Origin of the sequence: Bifidobacterium sp. A11, from assembly GCF_000499185.1 — a bacterium.
Lineage (GTDB): Bacteria > Actinomycetota > Actinomycetes > Actinomycetales > Bifidobacteriaceae > Bombiscardovia > Bombiscardovia mizhiensis.
Genome location: NZ_AWUO01000001.1, coordinates 502,509 through 520,922, shown reverse-complemented (window position 1 = coordinate 520,922; position 18,414 = coordinate 502,509). Strand labels below are relative to the sequence as shown.

The following is an 18,414-nucleotide window of genomic DNA, read 5'->3' as shown; positions in this document are numbered from 1 at the left end:
GGAAGCGGGCGAGAAGCAGTGAAGAGGAGACGATGAACAGGACGAGGGCAAGTAGGGAGGTGAGGGCATGAATTGGACTTTCATGGCGCAGAATCTGCACTTCTTCGTCAATGCGGCCTATGTAACGGTCTTCATCTCCTTCTTCGGCGTGGTGTTCTCCATGCTGATCGGGCTGATCTGCGCCGGGTTGGAGGTCTTCAGGATCCCCCTGCTCTCGCAGTTGGCAAGGGTATATATCGAGCTGTCAAGAAACACCCCGCTCCTGGTTCAGCTCTACTTTCTCTATTTTGGGTTGCCCAAGCTCGGGGTCAACTGGAGCGCCCAGACTTGCGCCATCGTCGGGCTGGCCTTCCTGGGCGGTTCCTACATGGCCGAGGCCATGCGCGGTGGGTTCGAGGCCGTGCCCCAGGTGCAGATCGAGTCAGCCCGCGTCCTGGGATTCACGCGTGGGCAAACGCTGTCGAGGATCGTGCTGCCCCAGGCCCTGAGCAGCGCCATACCGGGAGTGGTAGCCAACATCATCTTCCTGATCAAGGAGTCCTCGGTGGTCTCGGCCATCGCTCTGGCCGATGTCATGTATGTCACCAAGGACCTGATGGGCACCTCCTACGACACCTACGAGTCGCTGACCCTGCTCATCGTCACCTACCTGGTCATCTTGCTGCCCATCTCCGTCATCGGAACCGTTCTTGAGCGGAGGTTCGACTATGCACGGCGTTGAGGTGCTCTTCCAGCCAGGGGTCATGCCCAGGCTCTTCCAGGGGCTCTGGGTGACCGTCTGGATAGCCGGCGTCTCGGTCCTGCTCTCCCTGCCCCTGGGGTTGGTAGTCGGATGGCTGATGACCCGGCGCAACCGCCTGATCCGCTTCCTGATGAGGATCTATTTGGACTTCATCCGCATCATGCCCCAGCTGGCCCTGCTCTTCATCGCCTTCTATGGGCTGTCCAGGGCATGGAACCTGAATCTGGATGCCACCGGCGCCTGCCTGCTGGTCTTCGTGCTCTGGGGTGGGGCCGAGCTGGGCGACCTGGTTCGCGGGGCCCTGGAGTCCATTCCCCGTACCCAGGTGGAGTCGGCCTACGTGCTGGGACTGAGTTCATGGCAGACCTTCTCCAGGATCATCCTTCCCCAGGCCCTGCGCCGACTGCTGCCGGCAAGCGTCAACCTGGCCACCAGGATCGTCAAGACCACCTCTCTGGCCGCCCTGTTGGGCGTCATCGAGGTCATCAAGGTAGGCCAGCAGATCATCGATGCCAACCGCTTCGCCTACCCCCAGGCGACCCTGTGGATCTACGGGGTGATCTTCTTCATGTATTTCTTCATCTGCTGGCCCCTGTCCCTGGTGGCCCGGCATCTGGAAAAGAGGTGGGCCCATGACTGAGGGGCAAACGACGGCGAATCAGCCACAGGATGACCAGGAGGAAGGGGCGGTGCTGACCGTCGAGCACCTGGTCAAGCAGTATCCGCAGGCGCAGAGCCCTGTGCTCAATGACATCTCCTTCCAGGTGCCCAAGGGCAAGGTCTTTGTGGTCCTGGGCCCCTCGGGCTCAGGCAAATCCACCCTGCTGCGGACCATAGCCGGACTGGAGCCCATACAGGGTGGCCGGATTCTTCTGGATGGTCAGGTGGTGGAGACCGGTCATCCCCTGGGCAAGCACAGCGGAGGTTCTGGCGGCCTGATGTCAGGTACCCGCAGCTCTGACCTGCGCACCAGGATCGGCATGGTCTTCCAGAGCTACGACCTCTTCCCCAACAGAACCGTGCTGGACAACGTGACCCTGGCCCCCATCCTGGTGCAGAAGCGCAAGCGGGACCAGGCGCGTCAGGAGGCTCTGGAGCTGCTGGACCGAGTGGGTCTGGCCGACCGCCGTGATGCCTGGCCCAGCCAGCTCTCGGGTGGTCAGCGGCAAAGGGTGGCCATCTGCCGGGCGCTCATCCTCCATCCCGAAATCATGCTCTTCGATGAGGTGACCGCGGCTCTGGACCCAGAGATGGTACGCGAGGTCCTCCAGGTCATTCTGGAGCTGGCCGACCAGGGGCTGACCATGATGATCGTCACCCATGAGATGGCCTTCGCCAGGGGCATTGCCGACCATATCGTCCTCCTGGATGGAGGCACCCTGGTCGAGCAGTCCGACGACCCAGAGGCCTTCTTCACCCACCCGGCCACTGACCGGGCCCAACGCTTCCTGTCCACCTTCACTTATGAGCGCAGGCGGGATCAGGAGCAGGATCAGAAGTCCTGATGAGGACTTCGCATATTCGTCCGGCGGCCTTCGCCGGAACCGTCCCCAGGGGCGGCCATAGGAAAGAGAACAGGAAAAGAGGGATCATGACCGCAAGGGTAATGAACCGATTGATACGGGCGGCGCTGGCCACGGGGGCGACGATCGCGATGATGGCTTCCATAGCGGCCTGCGGCCCTTCGGCGGCCACCCCCAGTGACGCTGGAAGCGGCTCGGCAAGCAACTCCGGCTCCTCGGCAGCATCCGGGTCTGCGCGTACTCCGGAGCAGATCACCAAGTCCGGGAAGCTCAAGGTGGCGGTCTTCACCGACAAGGCCCCATTCGGCTACGTGGACAAGGACGGCAAGAACCAGGGCTACGACGTGGTACTGGCCGAGCGCCTGGCCAAGGACCTGGGCGTCAAGCCCGAATACACCTCGGTGGACCCGGCCGCCCGTGTGGATGTGCTGTCCAGCAACAAGGTGGACGTGGTTCTGGCCAACTTCACCGTCACTGATGATCGCGCTCGCAAGGTGGACTTCGCCAAGCCCTATATGAAGGTCTTTCTGGGTGTGGTCTCCCCGGATTCAGCATTGATCAAAGATGTGAAGGATCTGGAGGGCAAGACTTTGATCATCGCCAAGGGGACAACGGCTGAGCCTTACTTCGAGCAGCACTACCCTAAGGTCAAGCTGCAGAAGTACGACCAGTACGCCGATGCCTACAACGCTCTGTTGGACCACCGTGGCGATGCTATGAGTACAGACAACACCGAGGTGCTGGCCTGGGCCAAGGCCAACAAGGGCTTCTCGGTGGGCATCACCAAGCTCGGGGACGAGGCGGTTATCGCCCCGGCTGTGCGCAAGGGGAACAAGCCCTTGCTGGACTACATCAACAAGGAGCTGGTCAAGCTGGGCCAGGAGCAGTTCTTCCATGAGGACTACCGCAAGACCCTGGAGCCGGTCTACGGCAGTGCGGCCAACCCCGACGAGATCGTAGTCGAAGGCGGCAAGGACTGAACTGGTCGTCTCGCTTATGACAGGGGCCCGTGCCCATCCAGTCGCATTTGGATGAGCACGGGCCCCTATTTGCCTGAGTTGGTGAATTGACAGGTCAGTAGGCGGCCAGGATGTCAACCACGAAAATCAGGGTCGAGTTGGCCGGGATCTTCTGCTGTTGCTGGCTGCCATAGCCCAGTTCGGGCGGAACTATCAGAAGAACCTGAGAGCCCACCGTCTGGCCGGCCAGACCCTGCTGCCAGCCCTTGACCACCTGGTCCAGGCTGAAGTCGCTGGCCTGCCCCCGGTCCCAGGAGGAGTCGAACTGCTTGCCGTTGGAGGCCAGCCAGCCGGTGTAGTTGGCACTGACGCTCTGATGCTGGCCGACCTTGGCCCCCTTGCCTTTGATTAGCGGCTGGACGACCAGTCCTCCCTTGGGCTGGTAGCCGTTGAGATCCAGGGAGGGTTTGCCCTTGTTGTCAAGGCTGATCTTGGGCAGGTCGCTGGGCAGGTCGGTCACCTTCTGACCCTCGGCGCGGGTCAGGTTCTTGGACCGAGAGACGAAGGTCAGGGCCATGATATAGGAGCTGGTCGCCTGACTGCTGCTGCCGGAGCTTGACTCATCGATGCCCACGGCCACGGTGGAGTTGACCTTGAGGCCTTTGAAGGTGTCATAGTATGCCGGGATGGATTTCTTGTTGATGACGATGGAGCACTCCGGGCTGCTCTTGTCCCAGGTGGAGTTGATTACCTTGCCGGTTTTTGCATCCAGGGCCAGGCTCCTGGTGCATACGCGATCCCCGTCGCGGATGACCTCGCCATCGCCCTTCTGGATGACCTGATGGGTCTGGTTCTCGACCTTGAAGGGAGTCTTGAAGCTGATGTCGGGCTTGCTGCCAAGTTTGCCACTGGCTGATACGCCCTGCATGGTGTCCCCCGAGTGCCCGTCCTCGTCAGAATTCCCGCCGCAGGCCGACAGTCCAAGACATAGGGCCAGAGCGGTCATGGCGCCCAGCAGACGCTTGCTGCCTGATTGTTTTGCGATGATGGTCATAGAAGACCAGTTTAGGGCTTATGGGTGATTTCCCGGTGCCGGAAACCAGATCATAGGGAGCCGACGGTAGAATGTCGATAATATGGAGCAAGTACCCGAAGAAACCGATGAGATGACGCGGCCTGACAAGCCCTCGCGTCACAGCATGATCATGCGCGGCATCGTCACCCCCATCTTCGGACTGCTGGCTGTGGCGGCCATCGTGCTGGGCATTATGAACGCCACGGTCTGGAAGCCTTCGGCCCACGTGGATGCGCATGCGCGCACGAAGGCAGCCTATGTGGTGACCGATCCAGGTGTGCTTCCTTTGGTGGACAGTAGAGTGACCATGCGTGTGGATGCGGCCTCTACCGGGGCCTCGGGGTCCACAGCGCATAAGTCGCAGAAGCCGACCATCTGCATGGCCCTGACCACGGCTAAAGATGCGGCCGGCTGGACGGCCGGGCAGGATGTGGCCCGGGTGCGTGGCCTGGATGATTGGCAGACCCTGTCCGTTGGCAGGGACACCAGCCCCGGCAAGGCCGTCAAACATGATCAGGGCGTGGCCTTTCAGGATTCGGATATGTGGAAACAGGTTACCTGTTCTGACAGCAGCGTGTCGATGTCTCTGAAGACCGACGACCCGCAGGCCGTCCTGCTGGTGGCGGTCCCCCAGGGTTCCCGTTCCCTGGGGCTGGAGATGCTCTGGCAGCGGGACAAGCTGCCTAATTTTGCCATGCCCTTCTACTTCGCCGGTGGGCTGCTGGCCCTGCTGGCCGTTCTTTCGGCTACGGTCTTCGCCATGGAGCCGGCCAAGCGCCGCAAGCAGACAGAGCCCGAGCAGGAGTCTGAGGAAACTCCCGAGGTCAGTGTGGCCCAGGCCCTGGGAAGCGCCATTCTGCCTGGGCTGGGGCAACGGCGTAGCTCGACCTCGGGTCGGCGTCGGCGTCATGCCCGCGGCCAGGCGCGTCAGGGGGATCCAGGTCCCCCGCCCAGGCCGCCCGTGGTGATTGATCCGCGCAATCGGAATCTGGTCGCCGACCAACAGGAAGATAGTGACGGCCGCACTGTCAGCGGTGATCGGGGAGCCGACGATGTGTCGTCCACCAGGGTCATCAGCAGCCAGGAGATGGCCTCTTACCTGGCCAGGCTTGCCCACGAAGGGGAGGAGGAGCGCCGATGAGTATGAATAAGCCGATGAACAAGGTGACGGCTGCAGCGGCACTGGCCTTGACCTTGATCCTCCTGCCGGGACTGTCTGCCTGCGAGGGGCAGGTTCCCCAAGCTCGCCGGACCGAGCCTCAGAGCACTGCGACCACCGCCCCTGAGCCCAATCTGACCCCTGCCCAGGAGGCCCGCATACGCAAGAGCATCGGGGCTGTTCTGGACCAGGCCAACGAGGCCAAGGATCCGGCCGGGCTGGACCAGCGGGTCAGCGGCCCCCAGTTGGAGATCCGCACCAGCGAACTGACCATTGCCCAGGCCACCGGGCAGCTGGATCCCAAGACGACCATCCCTACCACCATCGCTCAGACGGTCATCCCCGGCGATCCGGGCTGGCCGCGCTCGGTCTTTTCGATTACCACCACCACGCAGGATCAGCAGTCCAAGCGCCTCTTGGTTCTGGACCAGGAGTCCGCCCATGAGAACTACAAGCTCTGGGGGGTGGCCCGGCTCTTCCAGGGGGCCCAGCTGCCCAAGTTCCCGGTGGCCACCATCGGCGCCAGGATGGGGCAGGGCGACGATCAAGGGCTCAAGGCTACGCCGGTGGAGGCCGTGCGCCGCTATGCCGACCTCCTGCAGAATCCCCAGGGTAGCAAGTATGCCAAGGAGTTCGCCCAGGATGACTTCCGCAACTCTTTGGGCACGCTGACTCAGGTGGTTCAGCAGGGGATCGAAGCCAACAAGGGCAGCCAGTCGCAGACCTTCACCCCGGCACAGGGGCAACTGCGGGTCATGCACTCCTCCGATGGAGGCGATCTGGTCGTGGCCCGGATCGATTCGGTCTGGACCAGGCAGGCGGGTGAGGGTCGCGAGTCCTCGCCGGCCTCGGATGCCGAGAAGGCCCTCTTCGGACAGGGCAAGCCTACCAGCACCATGAAGGTCACCTATGTCAACGTAATCGCCCTTTACATACCTTCAGCGGACTCGCATGAGCCCATCAGGGCCGTGGGCGCCGAGCGTGAACCCATCAAGGTGGAAGCGGTCTGAAGGGCGGGATTGCGCTGGGTGAACGCCCGATCCTTGGACTAGATTGGCTTGCAGGAGTATGCAATCGAGGGCGGGCCGAAGCTGCAGTCGGCGGCCGCGAGGTTTAGGAGGACTGACATGGCGAACAAGAACGGGCAGGGGCAGCCGGGTGTCTCGCTGGCAGGAGCGGTCGACCTGGGCGCGCTCAAGCATCAGGTCGATGCTCAGCCAGGCCAGCAGGGAGGCGCACCCGCTGCCGGCGGCTACGTGATCGATACCACGGAGGCCAGCTTCCAGGCTATGGTCCAGACCTCGGCCACCTTCCCCATTCTGGTTCTGCTCTGGGTCCCCACCGACGACCGCCTCTTTCCCCTGGCCACCCGTTTGGCCCAGGCCGTCAATGCCCAGGAGGGGCGCATTCAGCTCTCCCGCATCGACATCGCCTCCAATCCGCAGATCGCCCAGACCTTCCAGGTGCAGGGCGCGCCGGCCCTCTTTGCCCTGCTGGCAGGCCGACCCATGCCAATCCTGCAGGGGCTGCCCACCGATGAGGAGATGAACCAGATCATCGATCAGCTCATCCCGCAGGTGGTTCAGATGGCACAGAAGGCCGGCATCACCGGCAGCGCCCCCTACCAGGAGACCAACGACCAGGGCCAAGATGAGCAAGCCGGCCAGGCAGCGGCTGATGCCATCCCTCCTGCCCATCAAGAGGCTCACCGGCTGGCCCAGGAAGGCGACTATGCAGCTGCGGCCGAAGCTTATGGCAAGCTGGTCCAGGCCGACGCGACCGACGATCTGGCCAAGCGGGAACAGGCCAAGTGCCTGCTGATGGCTCGTTCAGCCACGGCCGATGTCCGCAAGGTCCGTCAGGCGGCTGCCGATGCCCCTGACGACCTGCAGGCCCAGTTGGATGTGGCCGATGTGGATATGATCGGCGGCCAGATCCAGGATGCCTTTGATCGTCTGCTGGACTTTCTGGCCGGGCACCGGGATCAGACCGATCCCATCCGCCGCCGTCTGCTGGAGTACTTCGTCATTCCTGAGCCTACCGATCCTCGGCTGGCCAAGGCCCGACGCCGTCTGTCCACGCTGATGTACTGAACCGCTCCTGGGTCAGGAATCTCGGTTCTGGTCGAAGTTGGTCAGGAAGCGCGGTCCGCTGGCCTTCAGCTCCCGGTCGAAGTTGGTCGCCCAATCGCCGAAGGGATGGTCGGCCAGCCCATCGTTGGAGAATCTCGGGTCATCGGTGATCTCCGTGGCGCAAAAATCAGGGATGGTCAGGTCGGTCACCGGCCCGGTCCGCTCCACCTCGGCCACCACCAAGGGGGCGTTTCCGTCCCCAAAGACATCCAGGTTCCACCAGTCCTCGTCCAGCCAGACTCCATACCGGTTCTTGACGATGGGAATGCCGCCTCGCAGGATCAGCTCCAGGGCGATGCCCGGGTCGATGGCCCTTTCGGCCTCGTAGCGTGTGCCGCCGACGGAAGGTCCCTTGGCGGTCATTGAGGCAGCCTCGAAGTGGTCGCCTTCCTCAAGCAGGGTGTGGAGGGCATCGGTTCGGGTCGTCATGGGAACCACCGGGTCCACCTGGCCTTGCAGGCGCACACGCAGGGCGAAGTTGTCCTCATGCACGTAGTAGCTCTGCACGATCAGGGTAGGTCGACTCTCCCCGAGCAGCTCCCGGGGAAGGTTTCGGCAGAAGAATCTGCGCTCGAACTCGAAATCGTCCTCGTTCTCGTCCTCATTCATGGCCATGCATCCCATGGTACGGTAGGCCGGGTGCGGCCACCATTTGCCGTCCACAGCCCATTCGAGTTGTCCAGGTATGTGAAGGTCGCTTGTGATGGCCGGGTGAAGGAACTAGAGTGTGAATCATCCCGAGAGAAGATCATCCGGGAATGTTGGCGGCTTCGCGCCACCGCATGAGGATGCAATGGCGCAACCGGGGCGGTGACACGAAGCCATGCCATCACAATACCTACGAAACGCCTGAAATCTTGGGGCAACACGCCGGGAACAGCGTGAGCTGGACCGACACGTGAGGACGCGCATGGGTGCGAAAATGCACAAAGTGTCCTAGTATGGTCTCTGTTGTCCACTGGAAAGTGGCTGTCGGGTTCGTAGCTCAGCGGATAGAGCGTCTGTCTCCGGAACAGAAGGTCGAGGGTTCGAATCCCTTCGAGCCCACCAAGGTGAAATCTCTGCGGTCAAAAGTACAGGGATTTTTTTATATATGACTCCCGTCTGTCATTATGTCCGGGATTATGATCATGGCACTCACTGGATGAAATAAGCGCATGCGATGCGTCAAGATATGTGTGGTGAATCACTAAGCTTTTGAGGAACATGACCCTTGGCCCGCTTGTGTCCTCGTTCTCAGGTGCCATAGTGAAAGGGTAAGACCGAACGTCGGGGAGGGCCGACGCTTCCGCGTTGTGGCGGAGCCTCCTTTCCCCGGTGAAGCAAAGGAGTTCACATGGCCAATCGAATCAATGCAGGGGATGCTGTCCTTCACGTCCTGGAGCAGTGGGGGGTGCCGCGCATCTATGGCCTGCCCGGCGGTTCCTTCGACTCCATGATGAACGCCATCCACAACGAGCGCGAGCGCATCGACTTCATCCAGGTCCGTCATGAGGAGGCCGGAGCCCTGGCCGCCGCCGGCGAGGCCAAGCTGACCGGTCGGATCGGTGTTTGCTTCGGCTCGTCGGGTCCCGGGGCGGTCCACCTGCTCAATGGCCTCTACGATGCCCGTGAGGACGGTGTGCCGGTGCTGGCCCTGGTGGGCGAGGTGCCGCAGGCCTTTATGAACATGGACTTCTTCCAGGCCATGGACGAGGTGCCTATCTTTACCGATGTGGCCGTATTCGCTCGGGCTGCCACCAACGCCCAAGGGCTGCCGACCCTGGTGGACGAGGCCATCCGCCGCGCCTATGCCAACCACGGGGTCTCCGTGGTCATCATTCCCAAGGATCTGGCCTGGGCTGAGATCGACGACCGCCCGGTGGCATCTGCGCCTAACTTCCGCAAGCCGGAGCCGCTAAAGCCTGCGGCAGATCAGGTCAACAAGGCAGTGGAGATCATTCAGTCCGCCAAGGCGCCGCTGCTCTACTTCGGTCAGGGCGCTGCCGGGGCCCGTGATGAGCTGGTCGCCATGTCCGAGCGTTTCAAGATGCCCATGGTCTCCACCTTCCCGGCCAAGGGTATCGTGGAGGACACCTATCCTGCCTACCTGCAGTCGGCCGGACGTGTGGCCACCAAGACTGCCACGGAGGCTATCTACACCTCGGATCTGACGGTCTGGGTGGGTTCGGACAACCCCTTCGGGTCCATGTTCGTCACTCCCAACACCAAGGTCATCCAGATCGACCTGAACCCGGTCAAGCTGGGCAAGCGCTTCCAGGCCAATGTGGTCCTGGCCATCCAGGCCGATGCCCGCGAGGCCCTCAAGGCTATAACCGCCGCCGGCCAGGATCAGGAGGAGTCCGTCTTCTACAGGGCCTGCCTGCGCAGCAAGGAGAACTGGGACCAGTGGCTGGCCTCCTTCAACGAGGACACCCGCACGCCCCTGAGGCCCGAGCCTGTCTTCCACGTCATCGATCAGCAGCTTGAGGACAATGACATTGTCATCCCCGACGTGGGCAATGTGGACATCGACTTCCTGCGTCTGCTGCATCTGAAGCCCACCAACCGCTGGACTGTCTCCGGCAAGCACGCCACCATGGGCTACGCCGTGCCGGCTGCCTTGGCTGCCAAGCTGGAGCATCCGGAATCGACCGTCTACTCCCTGAGCGGCGACGGCGGATTCGCCATGCTCGGCGAGGAGGTGCTGGCCCAGCTCAAGTACCATGCACCGGTCATCAACGTGGTCTTCTCCAACCAGTCCTTGGGCTACATCGAGGCCGAGCAGCGCGACGACAGCCATCAGCCCTTGAGCGGAGTGGACCTGCCCGACACCGACTGGGCCAAGGTCGGCGAGGGCATGGGTGCCTTGGGCTTCACCGTGCGCACGGTGGACGATGCCCGTCACGCCTTCTCCGAGGCTCGTAAGGCCGACAGGTCTTCGGTCATCGACATCAAGCTGACGAAGGCCAGCCCCCTGGACACCCGTTATATGCGGTTCCCGGAGACCTGCTCGGATCCGGACCAGGTTGAGAAATTCGTCAAGACCTACGAGGCTGGCGATCTACGCTCCCTGGCCTACTGGATGGGTCAGGAGGCTCGCAAGGGCTGAGACCGGTACCGCTTGCGCCGGGCGGGCACTCCTATAGTGGACGGTGTCCGCCCGGGGCTTCGGCCTGGCATAGGTGCGGCGGACCTGAAGAAAGGACGGATCCATGGAAGATGGACCAGAAGAGATCGGTACGCCATATGCGCCCCAGGCCTTGGGGGCTTACAGTCAGGCTGTGAAGGCCGGCGGCTTTGTCTTTGTCTCCGGACAGCTGGGCATCGACCCGGACACTGGCGATCTGGTGGAGGGCACTGCGGCTGATCAGGCCACCCAGGCCCTGAAGAACGTCAAGAACATCCTGGATGCAGCCGGCAGCGGCATGGAAAAGGTGGTCAAGGCCACTGTTCTTATGCGGCGGGTGGAGGATTTCACCCAGGTGGACCAGGCCTACTCCCAGGTTTTCATCGGTTCGGTGCGGCCGGCCCGCGTGGCTTTCGGTGGCGCGGACATCCCCAAGGGGGCCTTGGTCGAGATCGAGGTTGTAGCTCTGGCCTGAGACAGGCCGGCTGCTGGTCGTCGCCGTCGCTAGACTTGGGGGCATGAGTCCTGAAGCACTTGCCCGTATCATCTCTTCGACCGCCGTCCAGATGGCCCAGTCGGGCCGCCTGGGAAGTCTGGAGCCCGACATGGTTCCTGATGCCGCCCATCTGGCGGTCATGCGCCCCAAGGATCGCTCCCACGGGGACTGGTCCACCAACATAGCCATGCAGCTGGCCAAGAAGGCCGGCATGAGGCCTGCGGAACTGGGGCAGGTCCTGGCCGAAGCCCTGCGAGAGGCCGACGGGATCGCCCAGGTGGATGTGGCCGGCCCAGGCTTCATCAACATAACCCTGGATTCGGCCTCGGCGGCTGCTGTGGTCGATGCTGTCCTGCAGGCGGGCTCCGCCTACGGAAGCAACGATCACCTGAGCGGGCGCACGCTCAATCTGGAATTCGTCTCGGCCAATCCCACGGGTCCCATCCATATCGGAGGCACGCGGTGGGCGGCCGTGGGCGACTCCATGGCCCGGGTCTTGGAGGCCAACGGCGCCAAGGTGGTCAGGGAGTATTACTTCAACGATCATGGCACGCAGATCGACCGCTTCTCCCGCTCATTGGTGGCGGCGGCTCACGGCGAGCCCGTGCCTGCTGACGGCTACAAGGGCTCCTACATTGATGAGATCGCCTCGCGGGTGGTCAAGGAGGCCGCCGACCAGGGGCAGGACATCCTGGCCATGCCCAGGGTGCGCGACGAGGATGGTGCAGAGGGGGACAGCCCCCAGCGTGAGGCCTTCCGCACTCGGGCTGTGCCCATGATGTTCGCCGAGATCCAGCAGTCCATGCGTGACTTCCGGGTCAATTTCGATGTCTGGTTCCATGAGAACAGCCTGTATGAGTCCGGCCAGGTGGACCGGGCCATTGACGAACTGCGGGCCAAGGGCGACATCTTCGAGAAGGACGGGGCTACCTGGTTCCGCTCCACCACCTACGGCGATGACAAGGACCGGGTGATCATCAAGTCCGACGGCCACGCAGCCTATGTGGCGGCCGACATCGCCTACTATCTGAATAAGCGGCGCAGGCCCAAGGATCCCTGCGACGAAGCCATCTACATGCTGGGTGCCGACCATCACGGCTACATCGGCCGGATGATGGCCATCTGCGCGGCCTTCGGAGACACCCCCGGGGTGAACATGCAGATCCTGATCGGCCAGCTGGTCAACGTCATCAAGGACGGCCAGGCCGTGCGCATGAGCAAGCGGGCAGGCAACGTGGTCACCATCGACGATCTGGTGGATGCCGTGGGCGTGGATGCCGCCCGGTACTCCCTGGCTCGCACCGACTACAACCAGAGCGTGGACATCGACCTGGACCTGCTGGCCTCGCACACCAATGACAACCCCGTTTACTACGTGCAGTATGCGCACGCCCGCTCGAAAAATGTGGATCGGAACGCAGCCCAGGCTGGCATCGACCCGTACGCGGCCGACCTGTCCCTGCTGGACACTGCGGCTGACAACGAGGTTCTGGGCGTCCTGGCACTCTATCCCAATGTGGTTCAGACTGCAGGCGATCAGAAGGCCCCCCACCGGGTTGCCCACTACCTGGAGCAGCTGGCTGGGGTCTATCACCGCTGGTACAACCTGGAGCGCGTGGTGCCCATGGAGCCGACCGGCCGTGAGGATCTGGATCAGGACGAGGACAGGAATCCACAGCCGGCCCGTGCGGCAGCGCGTCTGCGGCTCAATGATGCCGTGCAGCAGGTCATCGCCAACGGTCTGGGGCTGCTGGGCGTCCAGGCTCCGGACCGTATGTAAACCCTCAAGGTCACCGGGAGGTCGTTGATGGAAACAGGGATGTGCGGGCTGGGGCCCGACGGGTTCTGGCCCGGAGCTCTGCAGCGGAACCACCAGGGCATGCTGACCATGCACGGGTGCTCCATGGAGGACCTGGCCAAGCGTTACGGCACCCCCACGTATCTGATGGACACTGCGATGATGGTGGAACGAGCCTCGGCCTTCCGTCAGGCGGCCCTGCGAGACCTGGGCGGTGCGACCACCAGGGTCAGCTACGCGGGCAAGGCCTTCCTCAGCAAGGAGACCGTGCGGATCATGCTGAGGAAGGGATTGGATATCGACACCTGCTCCCTGGGTGAGATGCTGATTGCCCAGGCTGCCGGCGCCCCTGGCCGTCGTCTGGTCCTGCACGGCAACAACAAGTCCGACCAGGAGATCGACCTGGCTGTCAGGGAGGGCTACCGGGCCATCGTCATCGACGCGCCCGACGAGCCTGCACGAATCGCCGCTGCTGCAAGGGCCCAGGGACGTCGCGCCAAGGTCATGCTCCGGGTGACCGTGGGTGTGCACGCCGGCGGCCACGAGTACATTTCCACTGCACACGAGGATCAGAAGTTCGGCATTCCTCTGCTTCCCCAGGGCACTGACGTGGGCCTGCTGGACCTTGGACCTGAGCCTGGATCCTCCGGACAGGCTGGAGCAGCGACTTCGGCGGCCGTGAAGAATGGCACCCCCTTGGCTCCTGTCGATTCTGTGGTCTCCCCGTCCTCCTCGGCCCTGTATTCAGCTGCCAACGGGCCTGCTGAACCTGCCGATCCCGCCCGGATCAAAGCCATGTCCGCCCTGGCTGACGGACCGGCCATCGCCCTGCTCAAGGAGATTCGCTCCCACGAGCGGGAACTGGAGTTGGTGGGCATCCACACCCATATCGGCTCCCAGATTCATGACTCTTCGGCCTTCATCGAGGCCGCCCGGCGCATGATGCTGCTGCGGCACACCTTCTGGGCCACTGACGGATACCTGATGCCCGAGGTGGATCTGGGCGGCGGCTTCTCCGTGCCCTACACCTCGGATGAGGATCGGATGGACCTGGACCAGACCCTGACCAGTCTTGGGGCTGACATGGTCGCCATCAACCGTCGTCTGGGCATGCCTATGCCGGTCATCGCCTTCGAGCCCGGCCGCTGGATCGTGGCTCCCTGCGGCATGAGCCTGTATCGGGTGGGCACCGTCAAGCCCGTCCCCCTGTCTGACGGAAGCGTGCGCACCTACGTTTCGGTTGACGGCGGCATGAGCGACAACATTCGTCCGGCCCTCTACGGAGCCGAATACACGGCTGTTCTGGCCAACCGGGAGGGCAGTGCGGACCGGATCCAGGCCCGTGTGGTGGGTAAGCACTGTGAATCGGGAGACATCCTGGTGCAGGATGTGCCCCTGCCTGCGGACATCCGCCGGGGTGATCTGCTTTTGGTGCCGGTGACCGGCGCCTACGGGCGGACCATGGCCAGCAACTACAACCAGGCTCTGATCCCTCCCGTGGTGGGTCTGGACCAGTCCGGTGCCCATCTGATGCTGCGGCGGCAGACCATGGATGATCTGCTGGCCTTGGATCAGGGATGATGTGCTTCGCCTTGGCGGATGCGGGTGTCGGATTGGCTTTCTAAGATGGAGCAACACCCTGCGACAGGCCCCGATGGGGCGGATGGAGGATCCATATGCCTGAACGCATGCAGCAGCAGAAGGCCGTCAGGCCCATCCGCATAGCACTTCTGGGGGCCGGGACCGTGGGTTCCCAGACTGCCCGCCTCCTGGTGGAACAGAGCCAGGACCTGGCCAGTCGAGTGGGCCGTCCCCTGCAGCTGGTGGGCATCGCCGTCCTCCATCCTGACAAGGTCAAGGCTGATTGGATCGATCCGTCCCTGCTGACCACAGACTCAGCCGACCTGGTCACCCGGGCGGACATCGTCATCGAACTGATCGGCGGCATCGAGCCGGCCCGCACCCTGCTGCTCAAGGCCATCGAGTCCGGTGCCAGCGTGGTCACCGCCAACAAGGCCCTCCTGGCCCAGCATGGCCCTGAACTCTACCGGGCTGCTGAAGAGCGGGGTGTCGACATCTACTTCGAGGCGGCCGTGGGCGGGGCCATCCCCATCGTGCGGCCCCTGCGTGAGTCCTTGGTGGGCGACGGCATCACCAGCCTGGTGGGCATTGTCAACGGGACCACCAACTACATTCTTGATGAAATGACCACCAGGGGTCTGCAATTCGATCAGGCCCTGCGCGACGCCCAGGCCAAGGGCTTTGCTGAGGCGGACCCCACTGCCGATGTGGACGGGCTGGATGCAGCCGCCAAGGCCGCCATCATGGCCACGCTGGCCTTCCACACTGATGTGCGCATGGATGACGTACCCGTCGAGGGCATCCGCGCCATCACCGCCGACGATATTGCGGCCGCACAGACCGAGCACCGGGTCATCAAGCTTCTGGCCGTGGCTGAACGCGGCGAACAGGGTATCTCCGCCCGGGTCTACCCGGCGCTGATCCCAGACAACCATCCTCTGGCCTCGGTCCATGGCAGCTTCAACGCCGTCTTCGTCACTGCCAAGGCCGCCGACGACCTCATGTTCTACGGTCGGGGTGCCGGCGGGGCACCCACCGCATCAGCCGTTCTGGGGGATGTGGTCACCGAGGCCCGCCACATCGTCCAGCATGGCATGGGTCCGGGAATCCCCATGTACGCCAACATCCCCATGGCCCCGCTGGATGCGTCCCGGGCCGCCTTTGCCGTCCGCTTCCTGATCCACGACAAGCCTGGCGTGCTGGCAGCCATTGCCCAGGTCTTTTCCGAGGCGGGCATCTCCATCAACGGCGTCAACCAGGACATCAAGCCCACCCTGCATGACCCGGGCTATAGCGGCGAGATCCAGCAGCTTCGCGTGGTCACCCACCTGTGCGATGAGGTGACCCTGCGGCAGGTGGTCGAGCGAATCTCCACCTTCGACTCGGTCACCGGGCAGGCCTCCATCCTGCGCGTCTTCGATCGGCAGGCCCAATGATGGCAGCTGCTGCAGAGGGTCCGTCTACTGTGCGGGTACGGGTGCCAGCTACCAGCGCCAACCTGGGTTCAGGTTTCGATGCGGTCGGTCTGGCGCTGGACTACCATGACGAGATCGTCTTCACCCGTTCCGTGGACCCGGGCGACACCACCGCCTATGTCGTGATCAAGGGCGAGGGGGAGCGGACCCTGCCCCGGGACGAGACCCACCTGGTCGTCTCTACTTTCAGGCGGGCCTGCCAGGTCTTCGGACTGCCAAGGTTCGGCTTCATCATGCGCGCGGTCAACCGAATCCCCCAGGCCAGAGGGTTGGGATCCAGCGCCGAGGCCATCGTGGCTGGAATCGCGGCGGCTGCGGCCTTCGCCCACAAGGGCCCACTGCGCCGTGATGCCGTCTTCTCCCTTGCAGCCCAAATCGAGGGGCATCCCGACAATGTGGCGCCTGCTGTCTACGGTGGGCTGACCGTCTCTTATGATCTGGCCACTGGCGAGGGGGTGGGTTCCCTGCCCATAGCCGGGGGGGCGCCCTTGGAGGGTGGCTACCACACCCTGCGCTACAAGGTGGATCCGGCCATCAAAGCCACAGTCTTCGTTCCCGGCGCTCATCTGTCCACGCAGAAGGCACGGCAGGCCCTGCCCAACCGGGTGCCGTACGCGGATGCCGTTCACAACCTGTCACGGGCGGCCCTGATTCCTGGCGCTCTGAACCCTGGATCCTTGGATGACCAGGGAGCCGAGGCAAATGAGCAGGCTGCCAGATCCAACGCCCTGCTCTTCGTAGCCACCCAGGACCGGCTCCATCAGCCATATCGGGCCGGGCTCATGCCCTCCTCAACCAAGCTCCTGCAGCTCCTGCGCCGTCAGGGTTACGCGGCGGCCGTCTCTGGAGCCGGGCCCTGCATTATCGTCCTGCATTACGGTGATGCCGAAAATGAGCTGCAGACCCTTGCCAAGGACTATCTGGATTCCGGCCGCTGGCGGATCCTGTCGTTGGACGTGGACCGCAAGGGGGTTCAGGTGGAAGGGGACCAGGAAGGCTATCGTGAACACTGAAGACAGGCATATCCCATTCATTCTGGCCTCATCCTCTCCTTCCAGGCGCCGGCTTCTGGTCCAGGCGGGCATCGACCCCATCATCCGACCCTCGAAAGCGGATGAGCCGGCCGTCCTGGCGGAACGGGCCCGTAAACTGGGTTGCCACCTGGAGGACCTGGATGTGCGCGAACGGGTCAGTGTTTTGGCTGAGGCCAAGGCTTCGGCTGTCCAAGCGACCATGGATGCCGTCAAGGATGCCGAAAGGCGCTCGCGGGGCGATCTGGTCACGTTTAGACCTCTGAGCCAGGGCGATTCGGATGCATCCTCCAGGGATCCCATGAGCCAGGTCATTGGGGTCTGGGGCGGGATGCTCGGCGCCGGGCGCGGACCCCTCCTGCTGGGGTGTGACTCACTGTTCAGCATGGACGGCGCCGTCATGGGCAAGCCTCACCAGCCGGAGCGTGCTCTGGAGCGGCTGATGGCCATGCGTGGCCGAACCGGCACCCTGGTCACCGGCCACTGTCTGATCGATCTGGCCACCGGCCGACGGGCCCGAGCGGTCAGCAGCGCTCAGGTGACCTTTGGAGACTATGACAGGGCCGTCATGCAGGCCTATGTGGACACCGGCGAACCCTTGGAGGTGGCCGGCTCCTTCACCTTGGAGGGATTGGGCAGTGCCTTCATCCAGGGCATCCAAGGCGATCCCAGCGGGGTAATGGGATTGAGCATGCCCACTCTGCGCGCCCTGGCCCAGGAGCTGGGTGTCTCCTGGCCTCAACTGTGGGCGGGACGAGTCATGCCTGAGCGGCAGCAGACAGCCGGAACGACGCATGGTCCTGAAGGACTGGTCGCCCCCGTGGAGAACGTCCACCAGCCTGGCGACGGGTGGGTGGACTGCGCTTGCGGCAGACGTCACTGGGGGCTCAACGGGGCTGCCGGCGTCTTGCTGGCCCGGCGTGATGCCGACACGGGCGCGCCGGTCAGTGTGCTTCTGCAGCACCGGGCCCGCTGGAGCGCCGAGGGCGGCACCTGGGGTGTGCCGGGCGGCGCCATCTCCGACGGGGAGAACCCCTTGGAGGGCGGTCTGCGCGAGAGCTATGAGGAGGCCAATATCCGTCCGGAGGACATTCAGGTGGTGGGCTCCTACCTGGAGGATCATGGACCCTGGGGCTACACGACCATCCTGGCCTTTGAGCGTCCTGGCCATCAGGTCGAGCCCCGCATGAATGACGATGAGAGCATTGCCCTGGAATGGGTGGATCTGGACAAGGTCGCGGACCTGCCCCTTCTGAAGGCCTTCGGTCAGGACTGGCCGCACTTCCGGCAACGCTTGGAGACTCTGGCGGCCGAAGGCTGAACAGAAGGCCCGA

Annotated in this window: 16 protein-coding genes and 1 tRNA gene; 15 read left to right on the top strand and 2 right to left on the bottom strand. The window is 63.5% G+C overall.

The genetic code is table 11. The features are described from left to right. Window positions 1-67: 67 nt before the first annotated feature. The 4 genes from P273_RS0102285 to P273_RS0102270 all read left to right on the top strand — a co-directional run bounded on the left by P273_RS0102285 (window position 68) and on the right by P273_RS0102270 (window position 3,245). Window positions 68-721, top strand: coding sequence for an amino acid ABC transporter permease (locus P273_RS0102285; protein ID WP_024626873.1), 654 nt, complete (start codon window positions 68-70; stop codon window positions 719-721). Next, window positions 708-1,382: an amino acid ABC transporter permease gene (locus tag P273_RS0102280; protein ID WP_024626872.1), complete on the top strand. Its 675-nt coding sequence runs from the start codon at window positions 708-710 to the stop codon at window positions 1,380-1,382. The genes P273_RS0102285 and P273_RS0102280 overlap by 14 nt, the downstream gene beginning before the upstream one ends. Next, a complete protein-coding gene (locus P273_RS0102275; protein ID WP_024626871.1) occupies window positions 1,375-2,247 on the top strand; it encodes an amino acid ABC transporter ATP-binding protein in 873 nt (290 codons plus the stop codon). The genes P273_RS0102280 and P273_RS0102275 overlap by 8 nt, the downstream gene beginning before the upstream one ends. A gap of 86 nt (window positions 2,248-2,333) precedes the next feature. Further along, window positions 2,334-3,245, top strand: a complete 912-nt coding sequence (locus P273_RS0102270) for a cysteine ABC transporter substrate-binding protein (protein WP_024626870.1) — start codon at window positions 2,334-2,336, stop codon at window positions 3,243-3,245. A gap of 94 nt (window positions 3,246-3,339) precedes the next feature. On the opposite strand, the gene P273_RS0102265 is transcribed toward P273_RS0102270, so the two are convergent. After that, on the bottom strand, window positions 3,340-4,278 hold the full coding sequence (locus P273_RS0102265) for an FKBP-type peptidyl-prolyl cis-trans isomerase (RefSeq protein ID WP_024626869.1): 939 nt from the start codon (window positions 4,276-4,278) through the stop codon (window positions 3,340-3,342). A gap of 82 nt (window positions 4,279-4,360) precedes the next feature. Here P273_RS0102265 and P273_RS0102260 point away from each other — a divergent pair, with 82 nt between their 5' ends. From P273_RS0102260 to P273_RS0102250, 3 genes are all read left to right on the top strand, one after another. Beyond that, a complete protein-coding gene (locus P273_RS0102260; RefSeq protein WP_029676034.1) occupies window positions 4,361-5,440 on the top strand; it encodes a hypothetical protein in 1,080 nt (359 codons plus the stop codon). 14 nt (window positions 5,441-5,454) lie between these two features. After that, window positions 5,455-6,468, top strand: a complete 1,014-nt coding sequence (locus tag P273_RS0102255; RefSeq protein ID WP_253269555.1) for a hypothetical protein — start codon at window positions 5,455-5,457, stop codon at window positions 6,466-6,468. A gap of 117 nt (window positions 6,469-6,585) precedes the next feature. Further along, window positions 6,586-7,551, top strand: coding sequence for a tetratricopeptide repeat protein (locus tag P273_RS0102250; protein ID WP_024626866.1), 966 nt, complete (start codon window positions 6,586-6,588; stop codon window positions 7,549-7,551). Between the two features lie 12 nt (window positions 7,552-7,563). Here P273_RS0102250 and P273_RS0102245 read toward each other — a convergent pair whose 3' ends face one another. Continuing rightward, the gene (locus P273_RS0102245; RefSeq protein WP_024626865.1) at window positions 7,564-8,205 is read right to left on the bottom strand and encodes a hypothetical protein; all 642 of its coding nucleotides are present in this window, start codon (window positions 8,203-8,205) and stop codon (window positions 7,564-7,566) included. 359 nt (window positions 8,206-8,564) lie between these two features. Between P273_RS0102245 and P273_RS0102240 the strand changes: the two genes are divergently transcribed. The 8 genes from P273_RS0102240 (at window position 8,565) to P273_RS0102205 (ending at window position 18,401) form a co-directional block, all read left to right on the top strand. After that, window positions 8,565-8,640: transfer RNA gene (locus P273_RS0102240), tRNA-Arg, on the top strand. Between the two features lie 286 nt (window positions 8,641-8,926). Continuing rightward, window positions 8,927-10,681 carry a pyruvate oxidase gene (gene spxB / locus P273_RS0102235; protein ID WP_024626864.1) on the top strand — a complete coding sequence of 585 codons (1,755 nt, stop codon included), beginning with the start codon at window positions 8,927-8,929 and terminating at the stop codon, window positions 10,679-10,681. A 103-nt stretch (window positions 10,682-10,784) separates the two neighbouring features. Beyond that, window positions 10,785-11,174 (top strand): Rid family detoxifying hydrolase, encoded by a 390-nt coding sequence (locus P273_RS0102230; RefSeq protein ID WP_024626863.1) that lies wholly within the window; start codon window positions 10,785-10,787, stop codon window positions 11,172-11,174. A gap of 43 nt (window positions 11,175-11,217) precedes the next feature. Beyond that, complete coding sequence (gene argS, locus P273_RS0102225; RefSeq protein WP_024626862.1) at window positions 11,218-12,975, top strand: arginine--tRNA ligase; 1,758 nt, start codon at window positions 11,218-11,220, stop codon at window positions 12,973-12,975. Window positions 12,976-13,002: 27 nt separating this feature from the next. Next, a complete protein-coding gene (locus tag P273_RS0102220) occupies window positions 13,003-14,574 on the top strand; it encodes a diaminopimelate decarboxylase (protein ID WP_024626861.1) in 1,572 nt (523 codons plus the stop codon). A 95-nt stretch (window positions 14,575-14,669) separates the two neighbouring features. Then, entirely contained in the window at window positions 14,670-16,010 is a 1,341-nt protein-coding gene (locus P273_RS0102215) for a homoserine dehydrogenase (protein ID WP_081709211.1), read from the top strand. After that, on the top strand, window positions 16,010-17,062 hold the full coding sequence (gene thrB / locus P273_RS0102210; RefSeq protein ID WP_029676031.1) for a homoserine kinase: 1,053 nt from the start codon (window positions 16,010-16,012) through the stop codon (window positions 17,060-17,062). Before P273_RS0102215 ends, thrB begins: the two co-directional genes overlap by 1 nt. Next, entirely contained in the window at window positions 17,052-18,401 is a 1,350-nt protein-coding gene (locus P273_RS0102205; RefSeq protein ID WP_029676030.1) for a Maf family nucleotide pyrophosphatase, read from the top strand. Before thrB ends, P273_RS0102205 begins: the two co-directional genes overlap by 11 nt. Window positions 18,402-18,414: the final 13 nt, after the last annotated feature.